This window comes from Streptomyces sp. NPDC048436 (genome assembly GCF_043200355.1).
Lineage (GTDB): Bacteria > Actinomycetota > Actinomycetes > Streptomycetales > Streptomycetaceae > Streptomyces.
In genome coordinates, this window is sequence record NZ_JBICXP010000007.1 from 422,016 (window position 1) to 446,748 (window position 24,733).

Below are 24,733 nucleotides of genomic sequence, written 5' to 3' on the forward strand. Positions count from 1 at the left end.
CGGGTTCGTCCTCAAACGCCGGACAGGCTGAAAATCAGCCCGTCCGGCGTTTGAGGACACTCACCCCAGGGCCGCGTCCAGCAACCTCGCCCACTGCCCCACCACCCGCTCCCGCCGCGCCCCGTCGTCCGTCAGCAGATTCGCGAGGCCCAGGCCCCGCGCCATGTCCAGGAGCCCCTGGACCGTCTCCCGCACCCCCGGCCGCGACTCGTCCGCGTCCAGCAGCCGCACCGCTATCCGGTGCGTCTCGCGCCCCACCCGGGCCTCCAGTTCCGTCACCCGCGACCCCAGCTGGGGCTCGTTCGAAGCGGCCACCCACAGATGCAGCGCCGCCCGGAACAGCGGGCCAGTGTAGAGGTCGACGAGGGCGGCCACCACTGACGCCCGGTCCTGCGCGGGAAGCTCCCGCAGAGCCGTGGACCGCTGCTCGGCCACGTACTCCACCGCCGCGGTGAAGAGGTCCTCCCGCGTAGGGAAGTGATGCTGGGCCGCGCCCCGCGAGACTCCGGCCCGCTCGGCGACCACGGAAACCGTGGACCCCGCCCAGCCGCTCTCGGCGAGGCACGCCACGGCCGCCTCCAGGAGCCGCTGCCGCGTCGCACGGCTGCGGTCCTGCTTGGGCGAGCGGTCGGCCGCGGTCACAGCACCCATGGGCACTCCCGTCGTTCGAGGAACGCCGCCATCCCCTCGCGCGCCTCTGCTGAGCCGAAGAGGCGCGCGGACAGGGCGATGAGCGAGTCCGTGTGGTGGTCGAATGCGTCGAGCACCTTAGCCGTGAGCAGCTTCTTCGTCTCGGCCAGGGCCTGCGGCGCCGCCTTGCGCACCCCTTCGAGCAGGGGCGCCAGCTCGGCGTCCACGTCGTCCCCTGCCGCCGTCACCAGGCCGATGCGCGCCGCCTCCGCCCCGCCGAAGCGCTCCCCGGTGAGGAAGTAGCGGGACGCGGCGCTCGGGTCGAGCCGGGCGAGCAGCGGCATGGAGATGACCGCGGGCGCCACCCCGATCCGTACCTCCGTCAGTGCGAACGACGCCCCTGGCCCGGCGACCGCCATGTCGCACACGCCGAGCAGACCGAGCCCGCCCGCCCGCACATGCCCGTCCACTCGCGCCACCACCGGTTTCGGCAGCTCCACGATCTGCCGCAGCAGCGCCACCAGGACGGCCGGGTCCGGCGGCTCCCGCAGGTCGGCGCCCGAGCAGAACGTCGAGCCGGTGTGCGTGAGGACGACCGCGCGTACGGCGGGGTCCTTGCCGCAGTCGTCGAGCGCCCCGGCGAGTTCCCGCAGCAGCCCCGCGGAGAGCGCGTTGCGGTTGGCGGGGTTGTCCAGGGTGAGCGTGACGATGCCGCGCTCCTGGGGCGTGTGCACAAGTCCCATCACATCTCCAGTGGTTGGCGGTGAGGGCGCGGCTCAGTACGACTTGGGCAGGCCGAGCGTCTGGTGGGAGACGTAGTTGAGGATCATCTCCCGGCTCACGGGGGCGATCCGCGCGACCCGTGACGCCACGATCAGGGACGCGAGGCCGAACTCCTTCGTCAGGCCGTTGCCGCCCAGCGTGTGCACGGACTGGTCGACGGTTTTCACGCACGCGTCGGCCGCCGCGAGCTTGGCCATGTTGGCGGCCTCACCGGCGCCCATGTCGTCGCCCTCGTCGTAGAGCCGGGCGGCCTTCTGCATCATCAGGCGGGCCAGTTCGATGTCGATGTGGCACTGCGCGAGAGGGTGCGCGATCGCCTGGTGGGCGCCGATCGGGCTCTTCCACACGCTGCGTTCCTTGGCGTATCCGACGGCCCGGGTGAGGGCGTAGCGCGCCATGCCGATCGAGAACGCCGCCGTCATGATCCGCTCGGGGTTGAGCCCGGCGAAGAGCTGGAGCAGCCCGGCGTCCTCGTCGCCGACCAGGGCGTCCGCGGGGAGCCGCACATCGTCGAGGGTCAGCTCGAACTGCTTCTCCGGTGCCTGGAGTTCCATCTCGATCTGCCGCCGCTCGAAGCCCTCCGTCTCGCGCGGGACGATGAACAGGCAGGGCTTGAGGTTGCCGGTCCTGGCGTCTTCCGTGCGGCCGACGATGAGCGTCGCGTCGGCGATGTCGACGCCCGAGATGAACACCTTGCGGCCGGTCAGGAGCCAGTCGCCGGTCGCTTCGTCCTTGCGCGCGGTCGTCGTGATCCGGTGGGAGTTGGAGCCGGCGTCGGGCTCGGTGATGCCGAACGCCATGGTGCGGGTGCCGTCGGCGAGCCCGGGCAGCCAGGCCTGCTTCTGCTCCGGGGTGCCGAAGCGGGCGATGACGGTGCCGCAGATCGCGGGCGAGACGACCATCATCAGGAGGGGACACCCTGCGGCACCCAACTCCTCCAGGACGATGGAGAGTTCAGCGATTCCTCCCCCTCCGCCGCCGTACTCCTCGGGCAGGTTCACGCCCAGGTAGCCGAGCTTGGCGGCGTCCGCCCACAGCTCGTCGGGGTGGCCCTCCTCCCGCACGACACGGGTGAGGTAGTCGCGGCCGTAACGCTTGCCGAGCGCGGCGACGGCCGCGCGCAGGGCCTGGTGCTCTTCGGTTTCGAGGACGGTGCTCATACGGATTGCTCCTCCTGTACGGCAACTTGGGCAACTTCGGCATCTACGGCAACTACGGCGTCTGTCGCATCGACGACGTCTACGACTGCGAGCAGCGCCCCGACCTCGACCTGGCGGCCGGGCGCGGCGTGCAGGGCGGTGAGCGTGCCGGAGGCGGGAGCGGTGATGCGGTGCTCCATCTTCATGGCCTCCAGCCAGATGAGGGGCTGCCCTGCGGTGACCCGCGCGCCCTCGGTGAGTCCGTCGGCCAGGCGCACGACGGTGCCGGGCATCGGGGCGAGCAGCGAGCCGGGCTCCTGCCGGGTGGTGGGTTCGGGGAGCAGCGGGATTGCGGTGAGGGCGGCATGGCCGACGTACACGCGGTCGTCGCCGTACGTCCGCACCTCGAACTGCCGTCGCACACCGTCCACTTCGAGTACGACGAGTTCGCCGGAGACGGAGAGCACGCGCACCCCGTCCGCGCTCAGCCCCTCCCGGGTGTGCCGGTAGCGGACCTCGTGCTCGGTCCCGTCCGGCTCGCTCCGGAAGAGTTTGACCTGGGGCTGCGAGGCGAGGTTGCGCCAGCCGCCGAACCGCGAGCGGCCGTGCGCGGTGGCGAGCGCCGCGGCCAGCGGGGCGTGCGGATCCGGTGCGGCCGAGGCTAGTTCGCCCACGTACCGGTCGTAGAAGCCGGTGTCCATGCGTGCCTCGGTGAACTCCGGGTGCCGCAGGGACCGTACGAGCAACTCCCTGTTGGTGACGGGCCCGTGGACGACCGCACGCTCCAGGGCGCCCGCGAGCCTGCGCAGGGCCTCGGCGCGTGTGGGGGCGTACGCGATGGCCTTGGCCAGCATCGGGTCGTAGTGCACGCCGATCGAGTCGCCGTCCGCGTACCCGGTGTCGAGCCGGACGTCCGGCACGGAGAGCCGGTGCAGGGTGCCGGTCTGCGGGGCCCAGCCGGCCGCCGGGTCCTCGGCGTAGAGGCGCGCCTCCACGGCGTGCCCGCGAACCGCGGGAGGCTCCTCCGGGAGGCGCGCGCCTTCCGCGACCTGGATCTGCAGCGCCACGAGGTCGAGCCCGAAAACGGCCTCCGTGACAGGGTGTTCGACCTGGAGCCGGGTGTTCATCTCCAGGAAGTGCGCGCGGTCGCCCGCGACGAGGAACTCCACCGTGCCCGCCCCGCGATACCCGGTGACGCGCGCTGCCCGCACGGCCTGCGCGTGCAGCCGCTCCACAAGATCGTCGGCGAGGCCCGGCGCCGGGGACTCCTCGATGACCTTCTGGTGCCTGCGCTGGAGCGTGCAGTCGCGGGTGCCGAGCGCCCAGACGGTGTCGTACGCGTCGGCCATGATCTGCACCTCGACGTGCCGACCGCCCTCCACGTAGGGCTCGACGAAGACCTCACCGTCGCCGAAGGCGCTTGCCGCCTCGGCGCGGGCCGCAACCAACTCCTGCTGCAGCAAGCCCAGTTCGCGCACGACGCGCATGCCGCGCCCGCCGCCCCCTGCCGCCGCCTTCACCAGGACGGGAAGATCGGCCTCGGTGACGTCCGCCAGGCCCATCGGCTCGATGCCCATGAGTTCCTTGGCGCGCGTCTTGGAGGCCATGGATTCGATCGCCTCGGGGGGCGGTCCGATCCACACGAGACCTGCGTCCAGGACGGCGCGTGCGAAGTCCGCGTTCTCGGAGAGGAAGCCGTAGCCGGGGTGGACGGCGTCGGCTCCGGCCGTCTGCGCGGCCTTCACGATCAGTTCGCCGCGCAGATACGTGTCCGCGGGCGCCGCGCCCGGCAGGCGTACGGCGGTGTCGGCCTCCCGGACATGCAGGGCGTCCGCGTCGGCGTCGGAGTAGACCGCCACCGTGGCGATGCCCAGTTCGCGGCAGGTGCGGAAGACGCGGCAGGCGATCTCGCCGCGGTTGGCGACGAGGACTTTACTGATCATGGTGCTGGTCTTGGTGCTGGTCTTGGTGCTGGTCATGGGGAGCTCCTCACATCCGGAAGACGCCGAAGCCGCCGCGCGCGCCCTCGTAGGGGGCGGTGTGGATCGCGGACAGGCACAGGCCGAGGACGGTGCGGGTGTCGCGGGGGTCGATGACCCCGTCGTCGTAGAGACGGCCCGAGAGGAACATCGGCAGCGACTCGGACTCGATCTGCTGCTCCACCATGGCGCGCAGGGCCGCGTCCGCGTCGTCGTCGTAGGGCTGCCCCTTGGCGGTGGCGGACGCGCGGGCCACGATCGACAGGACCCCCGCAAGCTGCTGCGGTCCCATCACGGCCGATTTGGAGCTCGGCCAGGCGAAGAGGAAGCGCGGGTCGTACGCCCGTCCGCACATGCCGTAGTGCCCGGCTCCGTACGAGGCGCCCATCAGGACGCTGAGGTGCGGTACGCGCGAGTTCGACACGGCGTTGATCATCATCGCGCCGTGTTTGATGATGCCGCCCTGCTCGTACTCCTTGCCGACCATGTATCCGGTCGTGTTGTGCAGGAAGAGCAGCGGGATGTCGCGCTGGTTGGCCAACTGGATGAACTGCGCCGCCTTCTGGGACTCCTCGCTGAAGAGCACGCCCTGCGCGTTGGCGAGGATCCCGATGGGATAGCCGTGCAGCGCGGCCCAGCCGGTGGTGAGGCTGGTCCCGTACAGGGGCTTGAACTCGTCGAAGTCGGAGCCGTCGACGATGCGGGCGATGACCTCGCGCGGGTCGAAGGGCACCTTGAGGTCGCCGGGCACGATGCCGAGGAGCTCGTCCTCGTCGTACTTGGGAGGTTCGACGAGCGTCGCCGGGGCCGGGTCGGCGTACGCCTTGCGCCAGTTGAGCCGCTTGACGACCCGCCGCGCCTGCCTCAGCGCGTCGCGCTCGTCCTCGGCGAGATAGTCCGCGAGGCCCGACACGCGCGCGTGCATCTCGGCGCCGCCGAGCGACTCGTCGTCGCTCTCCTCGCCGGTGGCCATCTTCACGAGCGGCGGCCCGCCGAGGAAGACCTTCGCCCGCTCCTTGACCATGATCACGTGGTCGCTCATGCCGGGTACGTAGGCGCCGCCCGCCGTGGAGTTGCCGAAGACGACGGCGACGGTGGGGATGCCCGCGGCCGAGGACTGGGTGAGGTGCTTGAAGAGCGCACCGCCCGGGATGAAGATCTCCTTCTGGGAGGGCAGGTCGGCGCCCCCCGACTCCACGAGATGGATGGACGGCAGCCGGTTGGCGTGCCCGATCTCGTGCGCGCGAAAGGCCTTCTTCAGGGTCCAGGGGTTGCTCGCCCCGCCGCGCACGGTCGGGTCATTGGCGGTGATCAGACACTCCACGCCCTCGACGACACCGATGCCGGTGACCATGGAGGCGCCTACTGGGTAGTCACTTCCCCAGGCGGCGAGCGGCGACAGTTCCAGGAACGGCGTGTCGGGGTCGAGGAGCAGCTCGATCCGCTCCCGGGCGAGGAGCTTGCCGCGCCCCCGGTGCCGGGCGACGTACTTCTCGCCGCCGCCTTCAAGGGCCTTGGCCTGCTCGGTGTCCAGCTCGGCGAGCTTGGCCAGCATGGCGTCGCGGTGCTCGGCGTACTCGGCGCTCGCGGGGTCGAGTGCGGAGGCGAGGACGGTCACGGGAGTACCTCCGTCGGTTCGAGCGTCGGTCCAGTCATCGGTTCAGTCGCTTCAAGGAGCGCGGCCGGTACGTCGACGTGGCGGGCGCGCAGCCATTCGCCGAGGCCCTTGGCCTGGGGGTCGAAGCGGGCCTGGGACGCGACGCCCGCGCCGAGGATCCCCACGACGACGAAGTTCAGCGCCCGCAGGTTCGGCAGCACATGGCGTACGACGGTCAACTCAGCGGCCTCCGGCACGAGTTCACGGAACCGCTCGACGGTCAGCTCGTGGGCGAGCCACCGCCAGGCGTCGTCCGTACGCGCCCATACGCCGACGTTCGCGTCCCCGCCCTTGTCGCCGCTGCGGGCGCCCGCGACGAGGCCGAGGGGTGCGCGGCGCGTGGGACCCGGTGGGAGGGGTGGGGGCAGGGGCGGCCGGTCGAGGTCTTCGAGTACGAGGGTGTCGCCGCGGGACTCTACGGGGTGGCGCTCGCCGCCGGGCAGGACGGCCACGTGGTCGACGGTGCCGCGCTCGACGTACGCGGCGTCGAAGACTCCGTAGGGGGCGCCTTTGCCCGGGGGCGCCGTGACGTGGAATCCGGGGTAGCTGCCGAGGGCGAGTTCGATCGCGGCGCCGCTGAGGGTGCGGCCGACGGGGTCTTGCCGCGGGTCGCGTACGACGAGCCTCAGGAGGGCGGAGGCGGTCTCTTCGCTGGGCGCGTCCGCCCGATCGGTGCGTACAAGCTCCCAACGCACTTCCTCAGGGGGCGACTTGGCCCGCCCGAGCGCATCCTCCACCTGGGCCCGTACGAGATCCGCCTTGGCCTCCACATCGAGCCCGGTGAGGACGAAGACGACTTCGTTGCGGAAGCCGCCGAGGCGGTTCAGGCCGACCTTCAGGGCGGGCGGCGGAGCTTCACCGCGCACCCCGGAGACGCGGACCCGGTCGGGCCCCTCCTGGGTGAGCGTGACCGTGTCGAGCCGGGCGGTGACGTCGGGCCCCGCGTACCGGGCGCCGGATGTCTCGTACAGCAGCTGCGCGGTGACCGTGCCGATGTCGACGAAGCCGCCCGTTCCGTCGTGCTTGGTGATGACGCTTGAACCGTCCTCATGGATCTCGGCGAGCGGAAATCCGGGCCGGCGCAGCTCGCTCGGCGAACGCCCCGCGAAGAAGGCGTAGTTGCCTCCGGTGGCCTGTGTCCCGCACTCAAGAATGTGCCCCGCGACGACAGCGCCGGCGAGCTGGTCGTGGTCCCCGCTCCCCCACCCGAAGTGCGCGGCGGCGGGCCCGGTGACCAGGGCGGCGTCGGTCACGCGTCCCGTGACGACGACATCGGCTCCGGCGCGCAGGCACGCGGCGATTCCGGCGCCGCCGAGGTAGGCGTTGGCGGTCAGGGCGTCGGGAAAGCGGCTTCCGAGGTCATCGCCCTCGACGTGGGCGACCCGCACATCGACGCCGAGCCGCGCGGCCAACTCCCGTACGGCGTCGGCAAGTCCACCGGGGTTGAGCCCACCGGCATTGGCGACGACCTTCACCCCCCGCTCCCGGGCGATCCCCAGGCACTCCTCCAGCTGGCGGAGGAAGGTCTTCGCATAGCCGCGCGCGGGGTCCTTGAGGCGGTCGCGGCCGAGGATCAGCATGGTCAGTTCGGCGAGGTAGTCGCCGGTGAGGACGTCGAGGGGGCCGCCGGTGAGCATCTCGCGCATGGCGTCGAAGCGGTCGCCGTAGAAGCCGGAGGCGTTGCCGATGCGCAGGGGGGCGGTCACGGGCGGGGCTCCTGGGCGTCCTTGCCGTTCTTGGCCGGACGCCCAACGCCCGCCGGCCCCGCGAAGGCCTGCGCGATGCCGAGCCACCGCTCGGCGTCGGCGCCTTCGGCCCGTACGGCGAGGTCGTCGCGGTGTGCGCGCTGCGTGACGAGGAGGCAGAAATCGAGTGCGGGCCCGGTCACCCGCTGGCCGGCGTCCTCGGGCCCACTGACCCACGGCTCACCGGAAGGCAACTGAAGCTCAACCCGGAAAAGGTCATCCGGCGCACTCAGTCCCCGTACACCGAAGGAGAAGTCCCGGGCCCGTACGCCGATATGGGCCACGTGCCGCAGCCGGTCGGTGGGCGCCCGCGTCACTCCGAGCGCGTCGGCGACGTCCTGGCCGTGGGCCCAGGTCTCCATCAGCCGGGCGGTTGCCATGGAGGTGGCCGACATGGGCGGCCCGTACCAGGGAAAGCGGGTGCCGCGGGGGGCGGCCGTCAGCGCCTCCAGGAGTGCGTCGCGCCCGGCGCGCCACCGGGCGAGCAGTTCACCGGGCGGCAGCTCGGCGCCCTCTGCGGCCCCGTCGTCGACGAACGATTCAGGAGCCGCGAGGGCCGCCTCGACGAGCCGACCGAAGGCGTCGCCGTCGGTGACGGCGGTCAGGGCGGCCTGGTCGGTCCAGGCGAGGTGAGCGATCTGATGGGCGACGGTCCAGCCGTCGGCGGGGGTGGGGAGCGTCCAGCGCTCGCCCTCCAACCCACCTACCAGCTGGTCGAGTTCCTCACTCTCACGGCGCAGATCGTCGAGTACGGGCACGGCTTGCACGGCTTCGGGCACGGAGCGCTCCCTCGGGGCACGACGGTGTGCCCCGGAGCATGGCAGCGCCCGGAGAAACAAGCAAGCGTGCTTGCATTACTTTCCGGACGACTCCGGAACCCGCTCGACGGCGTCAACGGAGTTGGTGCCATCCACGGCATCCGCCACCACGGCTTCGGGGGTGCCACCCGACACCACGCCCCCGGCCTTCCGGCCCCGGCCGCGCCCGACCTGGGTCCGGACGGCGCCCATGCTGGCGGCGATGACCAGCGAGATGGCCAGCGCCTCGTTCACGGAGAGGGCCTGGTTCAGGACGAGGAATCCGGCGACGGCGGCGAGGGCGGGCTCCAGGCTCATCATGATCGCGAAGGTGGAGGCGGGGAGGCGCCGCAGGGCGAGCAGTTCGAGCGTGTACGGCAGTACGGAGGACATCACGGCGACGGCGGCGCCAAGACCGAGCACCTCGGGCCTGACGAGCTTCTCCCCGGACTCGATGAGCCCGAGCGGCATGAAGAGGACGGCCGCGACGACCATGGCGAGCGCGAGCCCGTCGGCCTGGGGGAAGCGACGCCCCGTACGCGCGCTGAAGACGATGTACGTGGCCCACATGACACCGGCGCCGAGCGCGAAGGCGACACCCACCGGGTCGAGCCCGCTGAACCCGCCCCCGCCTCCCAGCAGAAAGACACCACACAGGGCGAGCCCGGCCCATACGAGATTCACGGCACGCCGCGAGGCGAAAACGGAGAGGGCGAGCGGCCCGAGGACCTCAAGCGTCACGGCGGGCCCCATGGGGATCCGGGCAACGGACTGATAGAAGAGCCCGTTCATCCCGGCCATGGCCACACCAAAGGCGACGACGGTCCCCCAGTCGGCCCGCGAGTGCCCGCGCAGCCTGGGCCGGCAGACGATCATCAGCACAAGGGCGGCGAAGACAAGCCGCAGGGTCACGATGCCGAGGGCCCCGGCCTTGGGCATCACGCTGACGGCGATGGCGCCGCCGAACTGGACGGAGACACCACCGGCGAGCACGAGCCCGACGGGCCCGAGGGCACCCCATCGCCCACCGGCTGCGGCCTCCTGACCGCTCCTCGACGCTTCCACAGCGAATCCTTCCGTCTCCCCAGCCCTCGGCCAGTCCATCTTCCTGAACTACCTCGTCCAAGGTAGTGGACTACGTAAGGATTGTGGAGCGGATTGACTGCTGTACGCAAATGGCGTCCACATCACGAGGCGGCGAGCGCCTCTCGCCAGGCGGGACTGTCGACGTAGTGGTTGTCGAAGCGCTCGGAGGACTCCGCGATCTTCTTCGGGTCGGCCTCACCGCGCATCACACTGCCGAGGAGCCGCAGGTAGTCGAAGCGGGCCATGCCGGGCGTGAAGACGAACAGGACGTCCGCCGTGCTGCCGGGGGCGGCGGAGAAGGCGTGCGGGGTGTACGGAGGGACGGCGAGGAAGTCACCGGCGTTCAGGACGGTGACCTCATCGCCCACCAGAACCTGGAGGGAACCGCCGATCACAAAAAAGAGCTCGGTGGCCTTGGCATGAAAGTGAGCGGGAGCCCCGACTGCGCCGACGGTCGCCTCGGTGGGCCTGTCCGCATCGCTGTAGACGACCCGCAAGGTACGCAGCACCGGAAGGTTCCCTGGAAGCAGGAGGGCCGTGTACTGCTCCGTGATAGCGAGGACGGACATACCGGCGCGGCCCCGCACCCACAGCCGGACAGGCACCGCACACGACACGCACCCGCAGTCGGCAGCGCACGCGAGGGGACGTGTCGGTATTTCCGCCCGGAGCACGGTTCGCGGCACTCCGGTGCCGCAGCAACACCGCGGCCACCGGACGATAGCGAGGACGGACATACCGGCGCGGCCCCGCCCCACAGCCGGACAGGCACCGCACCCCCGGCCACCCGCACCGCGCCCCCGCCCCCAAGACGGACAGACACCGCACCCCAGGCTCCCCCGCACCCCCACCCCAAGACGGACAGGCAGGCACCGCCCCCCCCCAGCCCCCCAGCCCCCCAGCGGCTCAGCCGTCCAACCCCTCCGCCAGCACCTCCGCCAAATGCCGCCCCCGCACCCCCGCAACCTGATCCAACTGCGTCCGGCAGGAGAAGCCGTCCGCAAGGATCACGGGGCCGCCCTTCGCCTCCGGCACGGAACCCCGCACCGAAGGCAGCAACTGCTCCTCCGCGCACGCCACCGAAACCTCGTAATGCCCCGCCTCGAAGCCGAAGTTGCCCGCGAGCCCGCAGCAACCCCCGCTCAACTCCCCCTCCAGACCCGCCGCAGCCCGCAACCGCCGCTCAGCCGCATCCCCAAGCACCGCATGCTGGTGGCAGTGCGTCTGGCCCACCACCGGACGGTCCACCCTCGGCGGCGTCCACCCCGGCGCGAGCTCCTCAAGCGCCTCCGCGAACGTCCTTACCCGCCCCGCCAGTTGACTCGCCCCCGAGTCCTCCCCCAGCAGCTCCACCAGGTCCGTCTTCAGCGCCGCCGCACAGCTCGGTTCGAGGACCACGAGCAGCGCACCCGAGTCCAGCAGCGGCCCCATCCGCTCCAGAGTCCTCCGCATAACCCCCCGCGCACGGTCCAACTGCCCCGTCGACACATACGTAAGACCGCAGCACACATCCCCCGGCGGCACCACCACCCGCAGCCCCGCGTCCTCAAGGACCCGCACCGCCGCCCGCCCCACCGCCGGCGACAGGTACTCCGTGAACGTGTCAGGCCACAGCACCACCGCCGGGCCCGAAACCGAAGCAGAAGCGCCAGAATCCCCCCTCCTCCGAAACCACCCCCGAAACGTCTCCCCCGCCAACCGCGGAATCCCCCTCTCCGGCGCGATCCCGCCCAGCCTCTTGACCAGCGACGCCAACACCCCCACCCGCACCAGGCCACCGGCCAGCCCCCGCGTCCGCGAGGCCAGCCGCAGCCACCGCGGCAGCCACCCCATCGCGTAGTGCGCCGCAGGCCGCCTGCGGCCCTCGTAGTGGTGGTGCAGGAACTCCGCCTTGTACGTGGCCATGTCCACGCCCACCGGGCAGTCCGACCGGCATCCCTTGCAGGACAGGCACAGATCGAGCGCGTCCCGCACCTCCTCCGAGCGCCACCCGTCCGTCACCACATCCCCCGCCAGCATCTCGTGCAACAACCGCGCCCGCCCCCGCGTCGAGTGCGCCTCCTCGCCCGTGGCCCGGAACGAAGGGCACATCACGCCGCCGCCCGAACCGGCGGTAGTCGTACGGCACTTGGCCACCCCCACGCACCTCCGCACCGCCGCCGAGAAGTCACCCCCGTCGTGCGGGTAGCCGAAAGCAACGTCCACCGGCTCCCTGGGCAGCACGTCGAACCGCAGATTCACGTCCAGCGGCGCGGGCCGCACCAGCATCCCGGGGTTCAGCAGGTCCGCCGGGTCCCACACCCCCTTCACCCGCTCGAACAGCCGGACGAGGTCAGTCCCGTACATCTTGGGAAGGAGCTCGGCCCGCGCCTGCCCGTCCCCGTGCTCGCCCGAAAGCGAACCCCCGTGCGCGACCACGACCTCCGCGAGCTCCTCCGAGAAGCGCCGGAAGCGGCGTACGCCTTCCCCGCTCATCAGATCGAAGTCGATGCGTACGTGAATGCAGCCGTCCCCGAAGTGTCCGTACGGAGTGCCGCGCAGGCCGTGCTCGGCGAGCAGCCCCCGAAAGTCCCGCAGATACGCGCCGAGCCGGGCCGGCGGCACCGCGCAGTCCTCCCATCCCGGCCACGCCTCGCTCCCGTCGGGCATCCGTGTCGCCGTCCCGCTCGCGTCCTCCCGGACCCGCCACAGCAGCCGCTGGCCCGCCGGATCCGTCACGACCATCGAGTCCACCGCGCCACCGTCCCCGGCAGCCGCCCGCGCGATGCCCTCCGCACGCGCGCGTGCCTCCCTCTCATCCCCGCCGCCCGTCTCCACGAACAGCCAGGCGCCGCCCTTGGGCAGACCCCGCGTCCCCTGTACGAGATCGGCCGCCATCCCCTCCACCGTCAGCGGCCCGTGCACGAGCAGCCCGGCAGCCGCTTCCGCCGCCGCGCTCTCGTCGGCGTATCCAAGGACCGCGAGCGCACGCGCGCGTGGAGCCTCGACGAGCCGTACGACCGCCTCCGTCGCGATGCCCAGCGTGCCCTCCGAGCCGCAGAAGGCCCGCGCGAGGTCCACGTTCCGCTCGGGCAGCAGCTCGTCCAGGGCGTACCCGGAGATACGGCGCGGCAGCTCGGGGAACCCGGTCCGCAGCAGCTTCAACTCGGCGTCCACCAGCGGGCGCAGCCCCTCCGGAGCGCCGTCCCAGCCCTGCCCGAGGCCGAGCCGCTCACCGCCCGATGTGATGACCGAGAGCCGGTGGACGTTGTCGGCGGTGGTGCCCCAGGCGACCGAGTGCGAGCCGCAGGAGTTGTTGCCGATCATGCCGCCCAGGGTGCAGCGGTTGTGGGTGGAGGGGTCGGGGCCGAAGGTCAGGCCGTGCGGGGCAGCCGCGCCCCGCAGGGCGTCGCAGATCACGCCCGGCTGGACGACCGCCGTACGCGCGTCCGCGTCCAGGGACACGATCCGGTTCATGTGCCGGGTGAAGTCGAGGACGAGCCCCGTGCCGGTCGCCTGCCCGGCGATGGACGTACCGGCGCCCCGCGCCACGACCGGCACCCCATGCTCCCGGCAGACCGCGAGCGCCGCCGCCACGTCGTCCGCGTCGCGCGGGGCGAGCACGCCGACCGGCACACGCCGGTAGTTGGACGCGTCCATGGTGTTCAGGGCCCGCGCGGTGACGGAGAAGTCCACCTCCCCCCGCACAGCCGCCCGCAGTTCCGCTTCCACGCCTCCGAGATCACTCATGCCCGTATCCCTGCCCGCAGAATGCATCCGCGAATTCACACGCCTCCCACGGCTGAGCGGATCGAGGAGCGGGGTCCGGGGCGGAGCCCCGAGGCGTCCACGTGACGCACGGGGCGATCTCACCCGCCGGACGCCCCCGAGGTCCCCGCCCCAGAAGCCGCTAGGCTCACCCCGTGGCTGAGATCCAGATTCCCGCTGACATCAAGCCCGCCGACGGACGTTTCGGCGCGGGCCCCTCCAAGGTGCGCACGGAGGCGCTGGACGCGCTCGCCGCCACCGGTACCTCTCTGCTCGGCACCTCCCACCGCCAGGCCCCGGTCAAGAACCTGGTCGGCAAGGTGCGCGAGGGTGTGCGCGACCTCTTCTCCCTCCCCGAGGGGTACGAGGTGATCCTGGGCAACGGCGGCTCCACCGCCTTCTGGGACATCGCGACGCACGGCCTGATCGACAACAAGTCGCAGCACCTCACCTTCGGCGAGTTCTCCTCCAAGTTCGCGAAGGCCTCGAAGCTCGCCCCCTGGCTGGCCGAGCCCACCGTGATCAGCAGCGAGCCGGGCACGCACCCCGAGCCGCGGGCCGAGGCGGGCGTCGACGTCTACGCCTTCACGCACAACGAGACCTCGACCGGCGTCGCGGCCCCCATCAAGCGGGTGGCCGGCGCGGACGCGGGTTCGCTCGTCCTGGTGGACGCCACCTCCGGCGCGGGCGGCCTCCCGGTCGACATCGCCGAGACGGACGTCTACTACTTCGCCCCGCAGAAGTCCTTCGCGTCGGACGGCGGCCTGTGGATCGCGGCGTTCTCCCCGGCGGCCATCGAGCGCGCCGAGCGCATCCACGCGTCCGGCCGCCACGTCCCGGAGTTCTTCAGCCTGCCGACGGCGATCGACAACTCCCGCAAGAACCAGACGTACAACACCCCGGCCCTCGCCACGCTCTTCCTGCTCGGTGAGCAGCTCGACTGGATGAACTCCCAGGGTGGCCTCGACTTCACGACGGGCCGCACGGCGACCTCCTCGCGCACGCTCTACGGCTGGGCCGAGGAGTCCAAGTACGCGACGCCGTTCGTCACGGACCCGGCCAAGCGCTCGCAGGTCATCGGCACGATCGACTTCGCCGACGAGATCGACGCGTCCGCCGTCGCCAAGGCGCTGCGCGCCAACGGCATCGTGGACACCGAGCCGTACCGCAAGCTCGGCCGCAACCAGCTCCGTGTCGCGATGTTCCCGGCGATCGACCCGGCGGACGTCGAGGCGCTGACGAAGTGCATCGACTACGTCATCGAGAAGCTGTAAGGGCTGTAGAAGCTGTAACAGCAGTTCGTACGCCGATGGGGGCGTCCGGCGGGTGATCACCTGCCGGGCGCCCCCATCGGCGTACGACGGCAGCCTCCAGCCATCCTCTGGGTACGCCGTACCCAATTCACGTCCCGAGGATTAGGCTGAGCCCATGACGAGCACCAACGGCGGCGACGTCCAGCGCACCGGCAGCGACATCACCCGCAGCCTGGAACTGCTCTGGGGTGAGGGCGAACGGCCCACGCGGGGTCCCAAGCCCGGGCTCACCCTGGACCGGATCGTCACCGAGGCGGTGCGACTCGCCGACGCCGAGGGGCTCACGGCGGTCTCGATGCGCCGCCTGTCCACGGAGCTCGGCACCGGCACGATGTCCCTCTACCGCTACGTCCCCGGCAAGGGCGAACTCCTTGACCTGATGCTGGACCGGGTGTTCACACCGTCGGGGGAGCCCGAACCCCCGGCCGGCGGCTGGCGCGAGGCCGTGGAGGCGTACGCACGCGAGACGCTCGTCCTCTACCGCCGCCACCCCTGGCTGCTCCAGGTCAACCAGGCCCGTCCGGTGCTCGGCCCCGGCTCGGTCGGCGGCCTGGAACGGAACCTGGCCGGCATCAAGTCCATGGGCCTGGCCGACCCCGAGCTGATCAGCGTGATCGTCATGATCGAGGGGTACGTCACCGGGGTCGCCCGCACCCATGTGCACGAGGCGGAGGCGGTGAAGAAGAGCGGCCTGACGGACGAGGCGTTCTGGGAGGCGCAGTCCCCGGCCCTCGAACGGATCATGAACAGTGGCCGCTACCCCCACCTCGCCGGTCTCTCGAGCGACGCGTTCGGCCCGCGGTTCGACCACTTCGAGTTCGGCCTGCAGCGCCTCCTGGACGGTCTGGACGTCCTGGTGGCGCAGCGCACGGCTACTTCCGCCGGGACGCCCGCTTCAGGCCGAAGACGATGACGAGCACGGCGCCGACGGCCAGCGCACCCACCTTCAGGTCACCGTCGACCCCGGAGCCGCCGCTGCCCCCGTCACCGCTCGAACTCCCGCCGCCGGACCCGGAGTTGCCGCCACCGGCACCCTCCACTTCCACGGGCTCGACGTCGCTCTGCTCGCCCTCGGTGCCATACATGAGGGTCGTCCCGTCCGGGGTGTACGTGACGGACTCGCCCTGCCTCTGCAGCGGGACGCTCAGCCGCCCCTCGCGCGCGGGCATCTTTCCCTCGCCCTTCCAGGCGTACGACACTCCGCCCAGATACCCGCGCAGGGCGAGTTGCTTGCCGTCGGGCGAGAAGGCTCCGTCGCTCGTCCAGAGCCCGGTGGCGCCGATCCGCTTGAAGACGTTGGTGCCGGAGGCGGTCATCTCGGCGGGCCCCTCGTACAGGCTGCCGCCCTCTTCCTTCTTGTCGGCGATGTAGATCCGCCCCGTCTTGGGATGCACCATCATCGCCTCGGCGTCACGCGGCCCGTTCTCGTACTTCACCGTGTACTGCGTGGCCCGGACGGTCTGGTCGCGGAGCTTCTTCGGCTCGGGCAGCTTGTAGATCCAGACATGGGACCAGGTGCCGCCGAGGTTGTCGCCGATGTCGCCGACGTAGATGTTCCCGTCGCCGCCGATGGAGATGGCCTCCACGTCACGTGGCGTGCCGACCCCGGTCATGGTGACGGTGGCGACGGTCTTCCCGGTCTTGCTGTCCACGGCGTAGAGCAGCGCCCCGCCCTTGTCCTGGTCGTTGTGCGTCCAGTACACGCCCGGGTGGGCACGGGAGGCGGCGAGGCCGCTGGACTCGATGATGCGGGGGTCCTTGATGGTGAACCCGTCGTGGCTGTCGTCGGCGGCGGCGGGGACTGTGCCGACGGCAAGGAGAAGCAAGGCCCCGGCACCGATGGCACTCATGGCACCCATCAAAGAACGCAGTGAACGCATGGGCCAAGCCTGCCACCCCGGCGCCGGGGGCCGGGCGTTCGGCGGGTGTTCAGCCTCACATCGCAGGCCGGGGCGTTGATCCGCGATGATGAGCGAATGCTCAGGTTCATGTTCGTCGGCGACTCGATGACGATCGGAAGCGCGGGGGAACACACCTGGCGCTACCGGATGTGGCACCACTTGCGAGCGTCGCTCGGTGCCGCGGAGTTCGCCGTGGTGGGACCGCGCCGTGCGCTGCACGACAAGGACTCCGGCGAGCCGTCCTCGTACGCGTACGCCTGCGAGGACCCCGACTTCCCGCGCCACCACTTCGCGGGCTGGGGCGAGGGCTGGCTGCACATGGCACCGCAGATCGCCGACGCGGTGCGGCGCGAGCGCGCCGACGTCCTGCTGATCTCCCTCGGCCTGATCGACCTGGGCTTCTACACGAACGCGGAGCAGACGGCGGACAACGTACGCGGCTTCGTCGCGGCGGCACGCTCGGCGAACCCCCGCGTCCGGATGGTCCTGCTGCCGGTGATCCCGAACATCAGGGCGCGGACGGACGCCCCGTTCGCGGCGGAGGTGTCCCGCTTCAACGTCCTTCTGGCGAAGGCGGTGGCGGACCTGGACACGGGCGTCTCCCCGCTGCTCCTGGCCTCGTCGCCGGTTTCGTACGAGATCGACGCGGACACCTACGACGGAACGCACCCCAACGGGAGCGGCGAGCACAAGCTGGCGGCGGCCTTCGCGGACGCGATGCATCAGGCGTGGGGGGTGGGGGCGCGCTACGAGGCGCCGTTCGACGAGCGCCTCATGCGGCGCGTGTGAGCCTGTTCGCCAGGGTGGACATCGTGTACGTGCCGATGCCCATCACCACCTCCAGGGCGTTGCGCTTCGTGTAGCCCGCCGCCAGGAAATCCTTCAGCTCCGCGTCCTCCACCGCGCCGGACGTCCTGAGCACCTCCAGCGTGAACTGCCGTATCGCTTCGAGCCGTTCGTCGGTCAGCTCACGCTGCTCGCGGAGGGCGGCGATCAGGGTGGAGTCCGCGCCCAGCTTCCGCAGTTTGCCGGTGTGCATGGTGACGCAGATGTGGCAGTCGTTGCGCGCGGCGATGACCATGACGACGACCTCGCGGGCCACCGGCTCCAGCGTCGTACGTTCGAAGGAAGCGCTCAACTCCAGGAAGCCGTTGAGGAGTTCGGGAGACTCCGCCAGGCGCGCCACCGCGTCCGGGGTCTTGCCGAAGGCGGCGGCCGTGCGCTCCATCGCCGCGCGCGACTCGGCCGGCGCGGTCTCCGTGGTGTGTTCGGTGAACAAGGTGTACCCCCTACGATGGACAACGTGGTTGACGATAAAAAGGTAAACCAGGTTGTCGATTCCCGCAAGGGAAGCAGTGCGGGAGAGGGCGTGCCGTCCGAAGGTGACGGGCGCGGCTACGAGCTGCCGCTCCTCCTCTTCGCCGGGTTCCGCACGCTCATCGACCGGCTGCACGCCGAGCTCGCCCGGCAGGGGCACCCCGAGATCCGCCCCGCCCACGGCTTCGCCATGCAGGCCGTCGGGGCGCGCGGAGCCACCGCCAGCGAGATCGGGCGCCGCCTCGGTGTCTCCAAGCAGGCAGCGGGCAAGACCGTCGACCGGCTCATCGCCCTCGGCTACGCGGAACGCACCGACGACCCCGCCGACGCCCGCCGCAAGCTCATCCGCCTCACCCCCCACGGCATCGACGCGCTGCGCCGCTCGGCGGTGATCTTCGATGAGCTGCACGCGGAGTGGGCCGCGACCCTGGGCGCCGGGCGCCTCAGCTCCCTGGAGTCCGGCCTGCGCGCGGTCGTGCCGCCGGACGCGTTCCGGCTCGACGCGGCGGGGTGGCTGGGTGGGGCGTGATCCGGCCCGGCGCGCCCGATGCCGTCGCCCCCTTGCCTAGAGCCCACTCAAGGTCGTTGGCTAGGTAGTCATGAAGTACACGCAGCTGGGACGCACAGGGCTCAAGGTCAGCCGGCTCACGCTCGGGACCATGAACTTCGGGCCACTCACCAACGAGTCCGACAGCCACACGATCATGGACGCCGCGCTCGGCGCGGGCGTCAACTACTTCGACACCGCCAATGTCTACGGCCAGAGCTCGGGCAAGGGCCGCACCGAGGAGATCCTCGGCACCTGGTTCACCCAGGGCGGCGGGCGGCGCGACAAGGTCGTGCTCGCCACCAAGGTGTACGGGAACATGACGGCAGACGGGGAAGAGGTCTGGCCCAACCACGACCGGCTCTCCGCGCTCAACATCCGCCGCGCCGTCGAGGGATCGCTCAAGCGGCTGCAGACCGACTACATCGACATCTACCAGTTCCATCACATCGACCGTCACACCCCCTTCGAGGAGATCTGGCAGGCGGTCGACACCCTCGTGGCGCAGGGCAAGATCCTCTACGCCGGGTCCAGCAACTTCCCCGGCTACAAGATCGCCCAGGCCAACGAGATCGCCCGGCAGCGCGGCAGCTACGGCCTCGTCAGCGAGCAGTGCCTGTACAACCTCGGTGAGCGCAGCGCCGAGATGGAGGTGATCCCGGCCGCGCAGGACTACGGCCTGGGCGTCATCCCCTGGTCGCCGCTGCACGGCGGCCTGCTCGGCGGCGTACTGAAGAAGGAGGTCGAGGGCTCGCGGCGCACCGGCGGGCGGGCCGCGGCCGAGCTGGCGAAGCCGGAGGTCCGCGCGCAGGTCCAGGCGTACGAGGACCTGCTCGACAAGCACGGCCTCGCGCCCGGCGAGGTCGCACTCGCCTGGCTGCTTACGCGGCCAGGGATCACCGCGCCGATCGTCGGCCCGCGCACGGCGGAGCAGCTCGACTCCGCGCTGCGCGCCGTCGAGCTCGAACTGTCGCGGGAGATCCTCGACTCGCTCGACGAGATCTTCCCGGGGCCCGGGCCGTCTCCGGAGTCCTTCGCCTGGTAGTCCCCCTCGGGGTAGGCGGGGCGGCCCGCGTTCGGCTAACCGAACGCGGCCGCCACCGCCACCACGACGAACATCATCACGAGCACACCGGCCATGATCCGGTTTCTGGTCTTGGGGTCCACGTAGTCGAGGTTAACCGCCCGCCTCCGAAGCCTGGTCGCCGCCCTCCGCGAGGGCGTCGGCGCACGGCCGCGGGGAGACCCTCGGCGTACGGCCGCGCGAGGCCCCCACGACAGGCTGGATAACCAGCCCGCGGGTGGGGAGAGAAGACCGCATGGATCACATAGCGATCAGACCCGCCGGCCCCGACGACATCCCCGCCGTCCTCGCCCTCTTCGACGACGCCGTCACCTGGCTCGTCTCGCAGGGCCGCACCGGACAGTGGGGCGACAAGCCCTGGTCGACGAATCCGAAGACCGTCGCTCTGGTCGAGAAGTACCTGACCACCGGCTCCGCCTGGATGGCGGAGACCGGCGGTGAACCCGTCGGCACGCTCACCCTGACCGACGGCCCCGGGTCCTACCTCGCGCCGGTGGCCGAACCGGAGCGGTACATCCACCTGCTGACCGCCCGGCACGGCACGGGCGCCGGCGCCGCCCTCCTCGCGCACGCGGCAGAAGAAACCCGGAGTCAGGGGATCTCCCTGCTCCGGGTCGACTGCTACGCGGGCGGTGACGGCAAGCTCGTCGCGTACTACGAACGCAACGGCTTCACGCGGACCGAGGCCTTCCTCGGGCAGGACGGCACCTGGCCGGGCCAGATCCTGGCCCGGCGGGTGTAGCCGAACAGGAAACGGCTCACGCCGCCGTGGCCAGCTGCTCACGCGGTACGAACTGCACATGCTGCTGCCCGCGCCGCAGATCCACCTTCAGCCGCAGATTCGCGGCGCGCGCCAGCATCAGGCCCACGCCGACCGCGGCGACGGCGCAGATGAGGCCGCCGGCGGCCATGCTGACCCGGACGCCATAGGCGTCGGCGAGCCAGCCGAAGAGCGGGCCACCGAGCGGCGTGCCGCCGGTGAAGACCATCATGAACAGCGACATGACGCGGCCCCGCATCTCCGGGTCCGTGGACATCTGGACCGAGGAGTTGGCGGTGACGTTCACCGTCAGACCGAGGATGCCGATGGGCACGATCAGCGCCACGAACATCCACAGCTCGGGCGCGAAGGCCGCCACGATCTGCAGCACGCCGAAGGCGATCGCCGCCCCGGCGAGCAGCCGAAGGCGTGAGGTGCCGCGCCGCGCGGCGAGCAGCGCTCCGGCAAGCGAGCCGATCGCCATCAGGGTGTTGAAGAGGCCGTACATTCCCACGCCACCGTGGAAGATGTCGTCCGCGAAGGCGCTCAGCCAGATCGGGAAGTTGAACCCGAAGGTGCCGACGAAGCCGACGAGGACGATCGGCCAGATCAGCTCGGGGTGCTTGGAGACGTAGTTCAGGCCTTCCTTCAGCTGGCCCTTGCCTCGCGGCTTGCGCGGGGTCGGGTGCAGTTCGCGCGTGCGCATCAGCATCAGGCCGGTGAGCGGCGCGAGGAAGGACAGGCCGTTGGCGAGGAACGCCCAGCCGGGGCCGACCGCGGCGGTCAGACCACTGGCCACGGCGGGGCCGATGAGGCGCGCGGACTGGAAGTTCGCCGAGTTCAGCGAGACGGCGTTGCGGACCTGGTCGGGTCCCACCATCTCGGACACGAAGGACTGCCGGGTCGGGTTGTCGACGACCGTGACGAGGCCGGTGAAGAAGGCCGCGAGGTAGACGTGCCAGACCTGGACGTTGCCGCTCAAAGTGAGGGCGGCCAGGAAGAGGCCGCTGATGCTCATCGCGCCCTGGGTGCAGAAGAGCAGCTTCCGCTTGGCGAAGCGGTCGGCGATGACGCCGCCGTACAGGCCGAACAGGAGCATCGGCAGGAACTGCATCGCGGTGGTGATGCCGACCGCGGCCGAGGAGCCGGTGAGGCTCAGGACCAGCCAGTCCTGGGTGATGCGGGCCATCCAGGTGCCGGTGTTGGAGACGACGGCGCCGGAGGCGAAGAGCCGGTAGTTGCGGATCTTCAGCGAGCTGAACATCGACGTCTTGGCGGCGGGGGCTTTGTCGAGGGCGGTTGGGACGGGGGCGGAGTCTGCTCCGGATCCCGTACTCAAAGTGGGTTCGCCTCCTTGGCGTCGTACGGCCTTGTCGGCCCGTGGTCTACAGAGATATGCCTTTACAGATGCGCGAGCTTCTCCAGGACAGGTGCTGCGGCCCGCAGGCGCGCCCACTCGTCTTCGTCGAGGTGTGCGGTCAGCGAGGCAAGCCAGGCGTTCCGCTTGCGGCGACTCTCCTCGAGCATGGCCTCGGCGGTCTCGGTCTGGGTCACCACCTTCTGGCGGCGGTCCTCGGGGTGCGGCTGAAGACGGACGAGACCCTTGGCTTCGAGCAACGCGACGATGCGGGTCATCGACGGCGGCTGCACATGTTCCTTGCGGGCCAGTTCACCGGGAGTGGCGTGGCCGCAGCGGGCGAGGGTGCCGAGCACCGACATCTCGGTCGGGCTCAGCGACTCGTCGACCCGCTGGTGCTTGAGTCGACGGGACAGGCGCATCACGGCGGAGCGCAGGGAGTTCACGGCGGCGGCGTCGTCACCATGGGAGAGGTCCGGCATGTTCGTTAGAATAACTCATTACTCTCGCTAAAGACCACTCGGTTCCCACACTCCCGTCCAGTGACGCCTTTCGTCACCCATATGAGTGAGGCGGCTTCGAAAAGTGAGACAAGGCGAGCGGGGCGGCAGCGACCCTGGCAGGCATGGGATCGACAGTGCTCAGCCTGCGAATAGACGGTGAGCTGCTCGACCGGCTCAAGCAGCACGCCGCGAAAAGGGGTATGAGCGTCCAGGACTATGTCGTCGGGACGCTCATCCGTGGTGACTTCGACGAGCGTTTCCGCAGCGCCGTCGAGGAGACGGAAAAGTTCTACGGGGCGGCCTGATGGCCGCCCCGTAGATGTACGCGCAGAAGGTGTATGCGCAGAACCCGGTCGCCTTACGTGAGGCCGAGCGCCGGCATCAGGTAGTAGAAGGCGAAGACGCCCGACACGATGTACATCGCGACCGGCACCTCACGGCCGCGGCCCGAGGCCAGACGCAACACGGTGAAGCTGACGAAGCCGATGCCGATGCCGTTCGTGATCGAGTACGTGAACGGCATCATCACCATCGTCAGGAACGCCGGGATCGCGATGGTGAAGTCCGCCCAGTCGATCTGACCGATCGACCCGGAAAGGATCAGGAAGCCGACCGCGAGCAGCGCGGGCGTGGCCGCCTGCGACGGGACCATCGTCGCGATGGGCGTGAGGAACAGCGCCACGGTGAAGAGACCGCCGGTGACGATGTTGGCGAAGCCCGTACGGGCGCCCTCGCCGACGCCCGCGGTGGACTCCACGAAGCAGGTGGTGGCCGACGAGGACGAGGCGCCACCGGCGGCGACGGCGATGCCGTCGACGAACAGGACCTTGTTCATGCCGGGCATGTTGCCGCGTGCGTCGGTCAGCTTGGCCTCGTCGCCGACGCCCATGATCGTGCCCATGGCGTCGAAGAAGCAGGACAGGAGCACGGTGAAGACGAAGAGGATGCCGGTGAGAAGGCCGACCTTGTCGAAGCCGCCGAACAGACTGACCTGACCGATGAGGCCGAAGTCCGGGCTCGCGACGGGGTTGCCGGGCCACTCGGGCGTCGTCAGGCCCCAGGAGGGGACGGTCGCGACCGCGTTGATGGCCACCGCGGCGATCGTCATGACGACGATGCTGATGAGGATCGCGCCGGGCACCTTGCGCACGATCAGGCAGAGCGTGAGCAGCGCGCCGAGTACGAAGACGAGCACGGGCCAGCCGTTGAGGTGCCCGTCGCCGCCCAGCTGGAGCGGGACCGTGGTGTGCGCGGCGTCCGGCATGCGCGAGACGAAGCCGGAGTCGACCAGGCCGATCAGCATGATGAAGAGGCCGATGCCGATCGCGATGCCCTTGCGCAGGCCGAGCGGCACGGCGCTCATCACGCGCTCCCGCAGTCCCGTCGCCACGAGCAGCATCACGACGAAGCCCGCGAGGACGACCATGCCCATGGCGTCGGGCCACGACATGCGCGGCGCGAGCTGGAGCGCGACCACGGTGTTCACGCCGAGTCCGGCGGCGAGCGCGATCGGCACGTTGCCGATGACGCCCATGAGCAGCGTCGTGAAGGCGGCGACCAGGGCGGTCGCGGTCACCAGCTGGCCGTTGTCGAGCTGGTGCCCGTACATGTCCTTGGCGCTGCCCAGGATGATCGGGTTCAGCACGATGATGTAGGCCATGGCGAAGAAGGTGGCGAAGCCGCCGCGGACTTCCCTGGCCAGGGTCGAACCCCGCTCCGTGATCTTGAAGTAGCCGTCCAGGCCACCCTGCGGGGGCTTCGGCGGCTCTTTGCTGGCGTCGACCGGTGTGGTGGCCGAGGAAGGCATGCGGGACCTCGTGGACTCAGAGAAACGCAGAGAAGGGGGAAGATCGTTAAAAGGTGACTGCTGATCGATTTGTTTGTTCTTACGAAAACAACCAGCCATTAACGAGCCGTTTCAGTATGAATACATAAGGCTCAAATCGCTATCTCCGCGCGTAGACCCTTGGGGCATCAGGGCCCACCGGCCCGCGGAAGGCCCCGCCCCCGCTACTCGTAAGCTGTAGCCATGGAGAAGTGGACCCCCAAGCACGAGGCGCCCGAGCCCCTTGAAGGCCCCGTCGTCGCCACCATCACGGGCGGCACGATCCTCTGGTTCGTCCTCTTCCTGGCGCAGCTGCCGTTCTACGGCTGGTTCGACGACCGCGGGACGACCTGGTGGGTGTGGACCTGCCTGGCCGGCGCGGGCCTCGGCCTGATCGGCATCTGGTACGTGCGGGGCCGCGAGGCCGCCATCAAGCGGGACGCGGAGAGCAGGGCGGCGACGGCGGCGGAATAGCACGCGCCGCGGGGAGTCGCGCGTACAACCACGGGAGTGTCCCTGTCCTACCGTGGTCGGATCTTTGGGCCGCTCAAGGGGTGAAGGCC

At 70.5% G+C, this 24,733-nt stretch carries 23 protein-coding genes; 8 read left to right on the top strand and 15 right to left on the bottom strand.

Annotated features, from left to right (window positions below; translation table 11 throughout):
• Positions 1-60: 60 nt before the first annotated feature.
• The 10 genes from ACGFX9_RS25715 to ACGFX9_RS25760 all read right to left on the bottom strand — a co-directional run bounded on the left by ACGFX9_RS25715 (position 61) and on the right by ACGFX9_RS25760 (position 13,545).
• Positions 61-651: a TetR/AcrR family transcriptional regulator gene (locus ACGFX9_RS25715; protein ID WP_393476401.1), complete on the bottom strand. Its 591-nt coding sequence runs from the start codon at positions 649-651 to the stop codon at positions 61-63.
• Positions 639-1,373, bottom strand: coding sequence for an enoyl-CoA hydratase family protein (locus ACGFX9_RS25720; protein WP_393476403.1), 735 nt, complete (start codon positions 1,371-1,373; stop codon positions 639-641). The genes ACGFX9_RS25715 and ACGFX9_RS25720 overlap by 13 nt, the downstream gene beginning before the upstream one ends.
• Positions 1,374-1,406: 33 nt before the next feature.
• On the bottom strand, positions 1,407-2,573 hold the full coding sequence (locus ACGFX9_RS25725; RefSeq protein ID WP_393476406.1) for an acyl-CoA dehydrogenase family protein: 1,167 nt from the start codon (positions 2,571-2,573) through the stop codon (positions 1,407-1,409).
• A complete protein-coding gene (locus ACGFX9_RS25730; RefSeq protein WP_393476610.1) occupies positions 2,570-4,495 on the bottom strand; it encodes a biotin carboxylase N-terminal domain-containing protein in 1,926 nt (641 codons plus the stop codon). The genes ACGFX9_RS25725 and ACGFX9_RS25730 overlap by 4 nt, the downstream gene beginning before the upstream one ends.
• Before the next feature lie 46 nt (positions 4,496-4,541).
• Complete coding sequence (locus tag ACGFX9_RS25735; protein ID WP_393476409.1) at positions 4,542-6,149, bottom strand: acyl-CoA carboxylase subunit beta; 1,608 nt, start codon at positions 6,147-6,149, stop codon at positions 4,542-4,544.
• On the bottom strand, positions 6,146-7,834 hold the full coding sequence (locus ACGFX9_RS25740; protein ID WP_393476612.1) for an acyclic terpene utilization AtuA family protein: 1,689 nt from the start codon (positions 7,832-7,834) through the stop codon (positions 6,146-6,148). The genes ACGFX9_RS25735 and ACGFX9_RS25740 overlap by 4 nt, the downstream gene beginning before the upstream one ends.
• Positions 7,835-7,890: 56 nt before the next feature.
• Entirely contained in the window at positions 7,891-8,712 is an 822-nt protein-coding gene (locus ACGFX9_RS25745) for a TIGR03084 family metal-binding protein (RefSeq protein ID WP_393476412.1), read from the bottom strand.
• A 75-nt stretch (positions 8,713-8,787) separates the two neighbouring features.
• A complete protein-coding gene (locus ACGFX9_RS25750; protein WP_393476415.1) occupies positions 8,788-9,795 on the bottom strand; it encodes a DMT family transporter in 1,008 nt (335 codons plus the stop codon).
• 122 nt (positions 9,796-9,917) lie between these two features.
• The gene (locus ACGFX9_RS25755; RefSeq protein ID WP_393476418.1) at positions 9,918-10,385 is read right to left on the bottom strand and encodes a cupin domain-containing protein; all 468 of its coding nucleotides are present in this window, start codon (positions 10,383-10,385) and stop codon (positions 9,918-9,920) included.
• Positions 10,386-10,722: 337 nt separating this feature from the next.
• On the bottom strand, positions 10,723-13,545 hold the full coding sequence (locus ACGFX9_RS25760) for an FAD-binding and (Fe-S)-binding domain-containing protein (protein WP_393476421.1): 2,823 nt from the start codon (positions 13,543-13,545) through the stop codon (positions 10,723-10,725).
• A 173-nt stretch (positions 13,546-13,718) separates the two neighbouring features.
• Between ACGFX9_RS25760 and serC the strand changes: the two genes are divergently transcribed.
• Both serC and ACGFX9_RS25770 read left to right on the top strand, forming a co-directional pair.
• Entirely contained in the window at positions 13,719-14,837 is a 1,119-nt protein-coding gene (gene serC, locus ACGFX9_RS25765; RefSeq protein ID WP_393476424.1) for a phosphoserine transaminase, read from the top strand.
• A 154-nt stretch (positions 14,838-14,991) separates the two neighbouring features.
• Positions 14,992-15,789: a TetR/AcrR family transcriptional regulator gene (locus ACGFX9_RS25770; RefSeq protein ID WP_393476427.1), complete on the top strand. Its 798-nt coding sequence runs from the start codon at positions 14,992-14,994 to the stop codon at positions 15,787-15,789.
• Here the strand turns inward: ACGFX9_RS25770 and ACGFX9_RS25775 are convergent.
• Positions 15,749-16,735 carry a WD40 repeat domain-containing protein gene (locus ACGFX9_RS25775; protein WP_393476615.1) on the bottom strand — a complete coding sequence of 329 codons (987 nt, stop codon included), beginning with the start codon at positions 16,733-16,735 and terminating at the stop codon, positions 15,749-15,751. The genes ACGFX9_RS25770 and ACGFX9_RS25775 overlap by 41 nt on opposite strands.
• Before the next feature lie 117 nt (positions 16,736-16,852).
• Here ACGFX9_RS25775 and ACGFX9_RS25780 point away from each other — a divergent pair, with 117 nt between their 5' ends.
• Positions 16,853-17,566 (top strand): SGNH/GDSL hydrolase family protein, encoded by a 714-nt coding sequence (locus tag ACGFX9_RS25780; RefSeq protein ID WP_393476430.1) that lies wholly within the window; start codon positions 16,853-16,855, stop codon positions 17,564-17,566.
• Here ACGFX9_RS25780 and ACGFX9_RS25785 read toward each other — a convergent pair.
• Complete coding sequence (locus ACGFX9_RS25785) at positions 17,550-18,056, bottom strand: carboxymuconolactone decarboxylase family protein (RefSeq protein ID WP_393476433.1); 507 nt, start codon at positions 18,054-18,056, stop codon at positions 17,550-17,552. The two genes, ACGFX9_RS25780 and ACGFX9_RS25785, sit on opposite strands and share 17 nt — an antisense overlap.
• A gap of 15 nt (positions 18,057-18,071) precedes the next feature.
• Here ACGFX9_RS25785 and ACGFX9_RS25790 point away from each other — a divergent pair, with 15 nt between their 5' ends.
• The 3 genes from ACGFX9_RS25790 (at position 18,072) to ACGFX9_RS25800 (ending at position 20,467) form a co-directional block, all read left to right on the top strand.
• Positions 18,072-18,623 carry a MarR family winged helix-turn-helix transcriptional regulator gene (locus ACGFX9_RS25790; protein WP_393476436.1) on the top strand — a complete coding sequence of 184 codons (552 nt, stop codon included), beginning with the start codon at positions 18,072-18,074 and terminating at the stop codon, positions 18,621-18,623.
• Positions 18,624-18,693: 70 nt separating this feature from the next.
• The gene (locus ACGFX9_RS25795; protein WP_393476439.1) at positions 18,694-19,686 is read left to right on the top strand and encodes an aldo/keto reductase; all 993 of its coding nucleotides are present in this window, start codon (positions 18,694-18,696) and stop codon (positions 19,684-19,686) included.
• A gap of 274 nt (positions 19,687-19,960) precedes the next feature.
• Positions 19,961-20,467: a GNAT family N-acetyltransferase gene (locus tag ACGFX9_RS25800; protein WP_393476442.1), complete on the top strand. Its 507-nt coding sequence runs from the start codon at positions 19,961-19,963 to the stop codon at positions 20,465-20,467.
• Positions 20,468-20,483: 16 nt separating this feature from the next.
• Here ACGFX9_RS25800 and ACGFX9_RS25805 read toward each other — a convergent pair whose 3' ends face one another.
• Both ACGFX9_RS25805 and ACGFX9_RS25810 read right to left on the bottom strand, forming a co-directional pair.
• Entirely contained in the window at positions 20,484-21,824 is a 1,341-nt protein-coding gene (locus ACGFX9_RS25805; RefSeq protein ID WP_393476444.1) for an MFS transporter, read from the bottom strand.
• Between the two features lie 62 nt (positions 21,825-21,886).
• Entirely contained in the window at positions 21,887-22,324 is a 438-nt protein-coding gene (locus ACGFX9_RS25810) for a MarR family winged helix-turn-helix transcriptional regulator (RefSeq protein WP_393476447.1), read from the bottom strand.
• Between the two features lie 143 nt (positions 22,325-22,467).
• Between ACGFX9_RS25810 and ACGFX9_RS25815 the strand changes: the two genes are divergently transcribed.
• Positions 22,468-22,650, top strand: a complete 183-nt coding sequence (locus ACGFX9_RS25815) for a ribbon-helix-helix protein, CopG family (RefSeq protein WP_367043109.1) — start codon at positions 22,468-22,470, stop codon at positions 22,648-22,650.
• Between the two features lie 53 nt (positions 22,651-22,703).
• On the opposite strand, the gene ACGFX9_RS25820 is transcribed toward ACGFX9_RS25815, so the two are convergent.
• Positions 22,704-24,152: an NCS2 family permease gene (locus ACGFX9_RS25820; RefSeq protein WP_393476450.1), complete on the bottom strand. Its 1,449-nt coding sequence runs from the start codon at positions 24,150-24,152 to the stop codon at positions 22,704-22,706.
• A gap of 222 nt (positions 24,153-24,374) precedes the next feature.
• On the opposite strand from ACGFX9_RS25820, the gene ACGFX9_RS25825 reads away from it, so the two are divergent.
• Complete coding sequence (locus ACGFX9_RS25825) at positions 24,375-24,644, top strand: DUF2530 domain-containing protein (RefSeq protein ID WP_393476453.1); 270 nt, start codon at positions 24,375-24,377, stop codon at positions 24,642-24,644.
• The last annotated feature ends 89 nt before the right edge of the window (positions 24,645-24,733 follow it).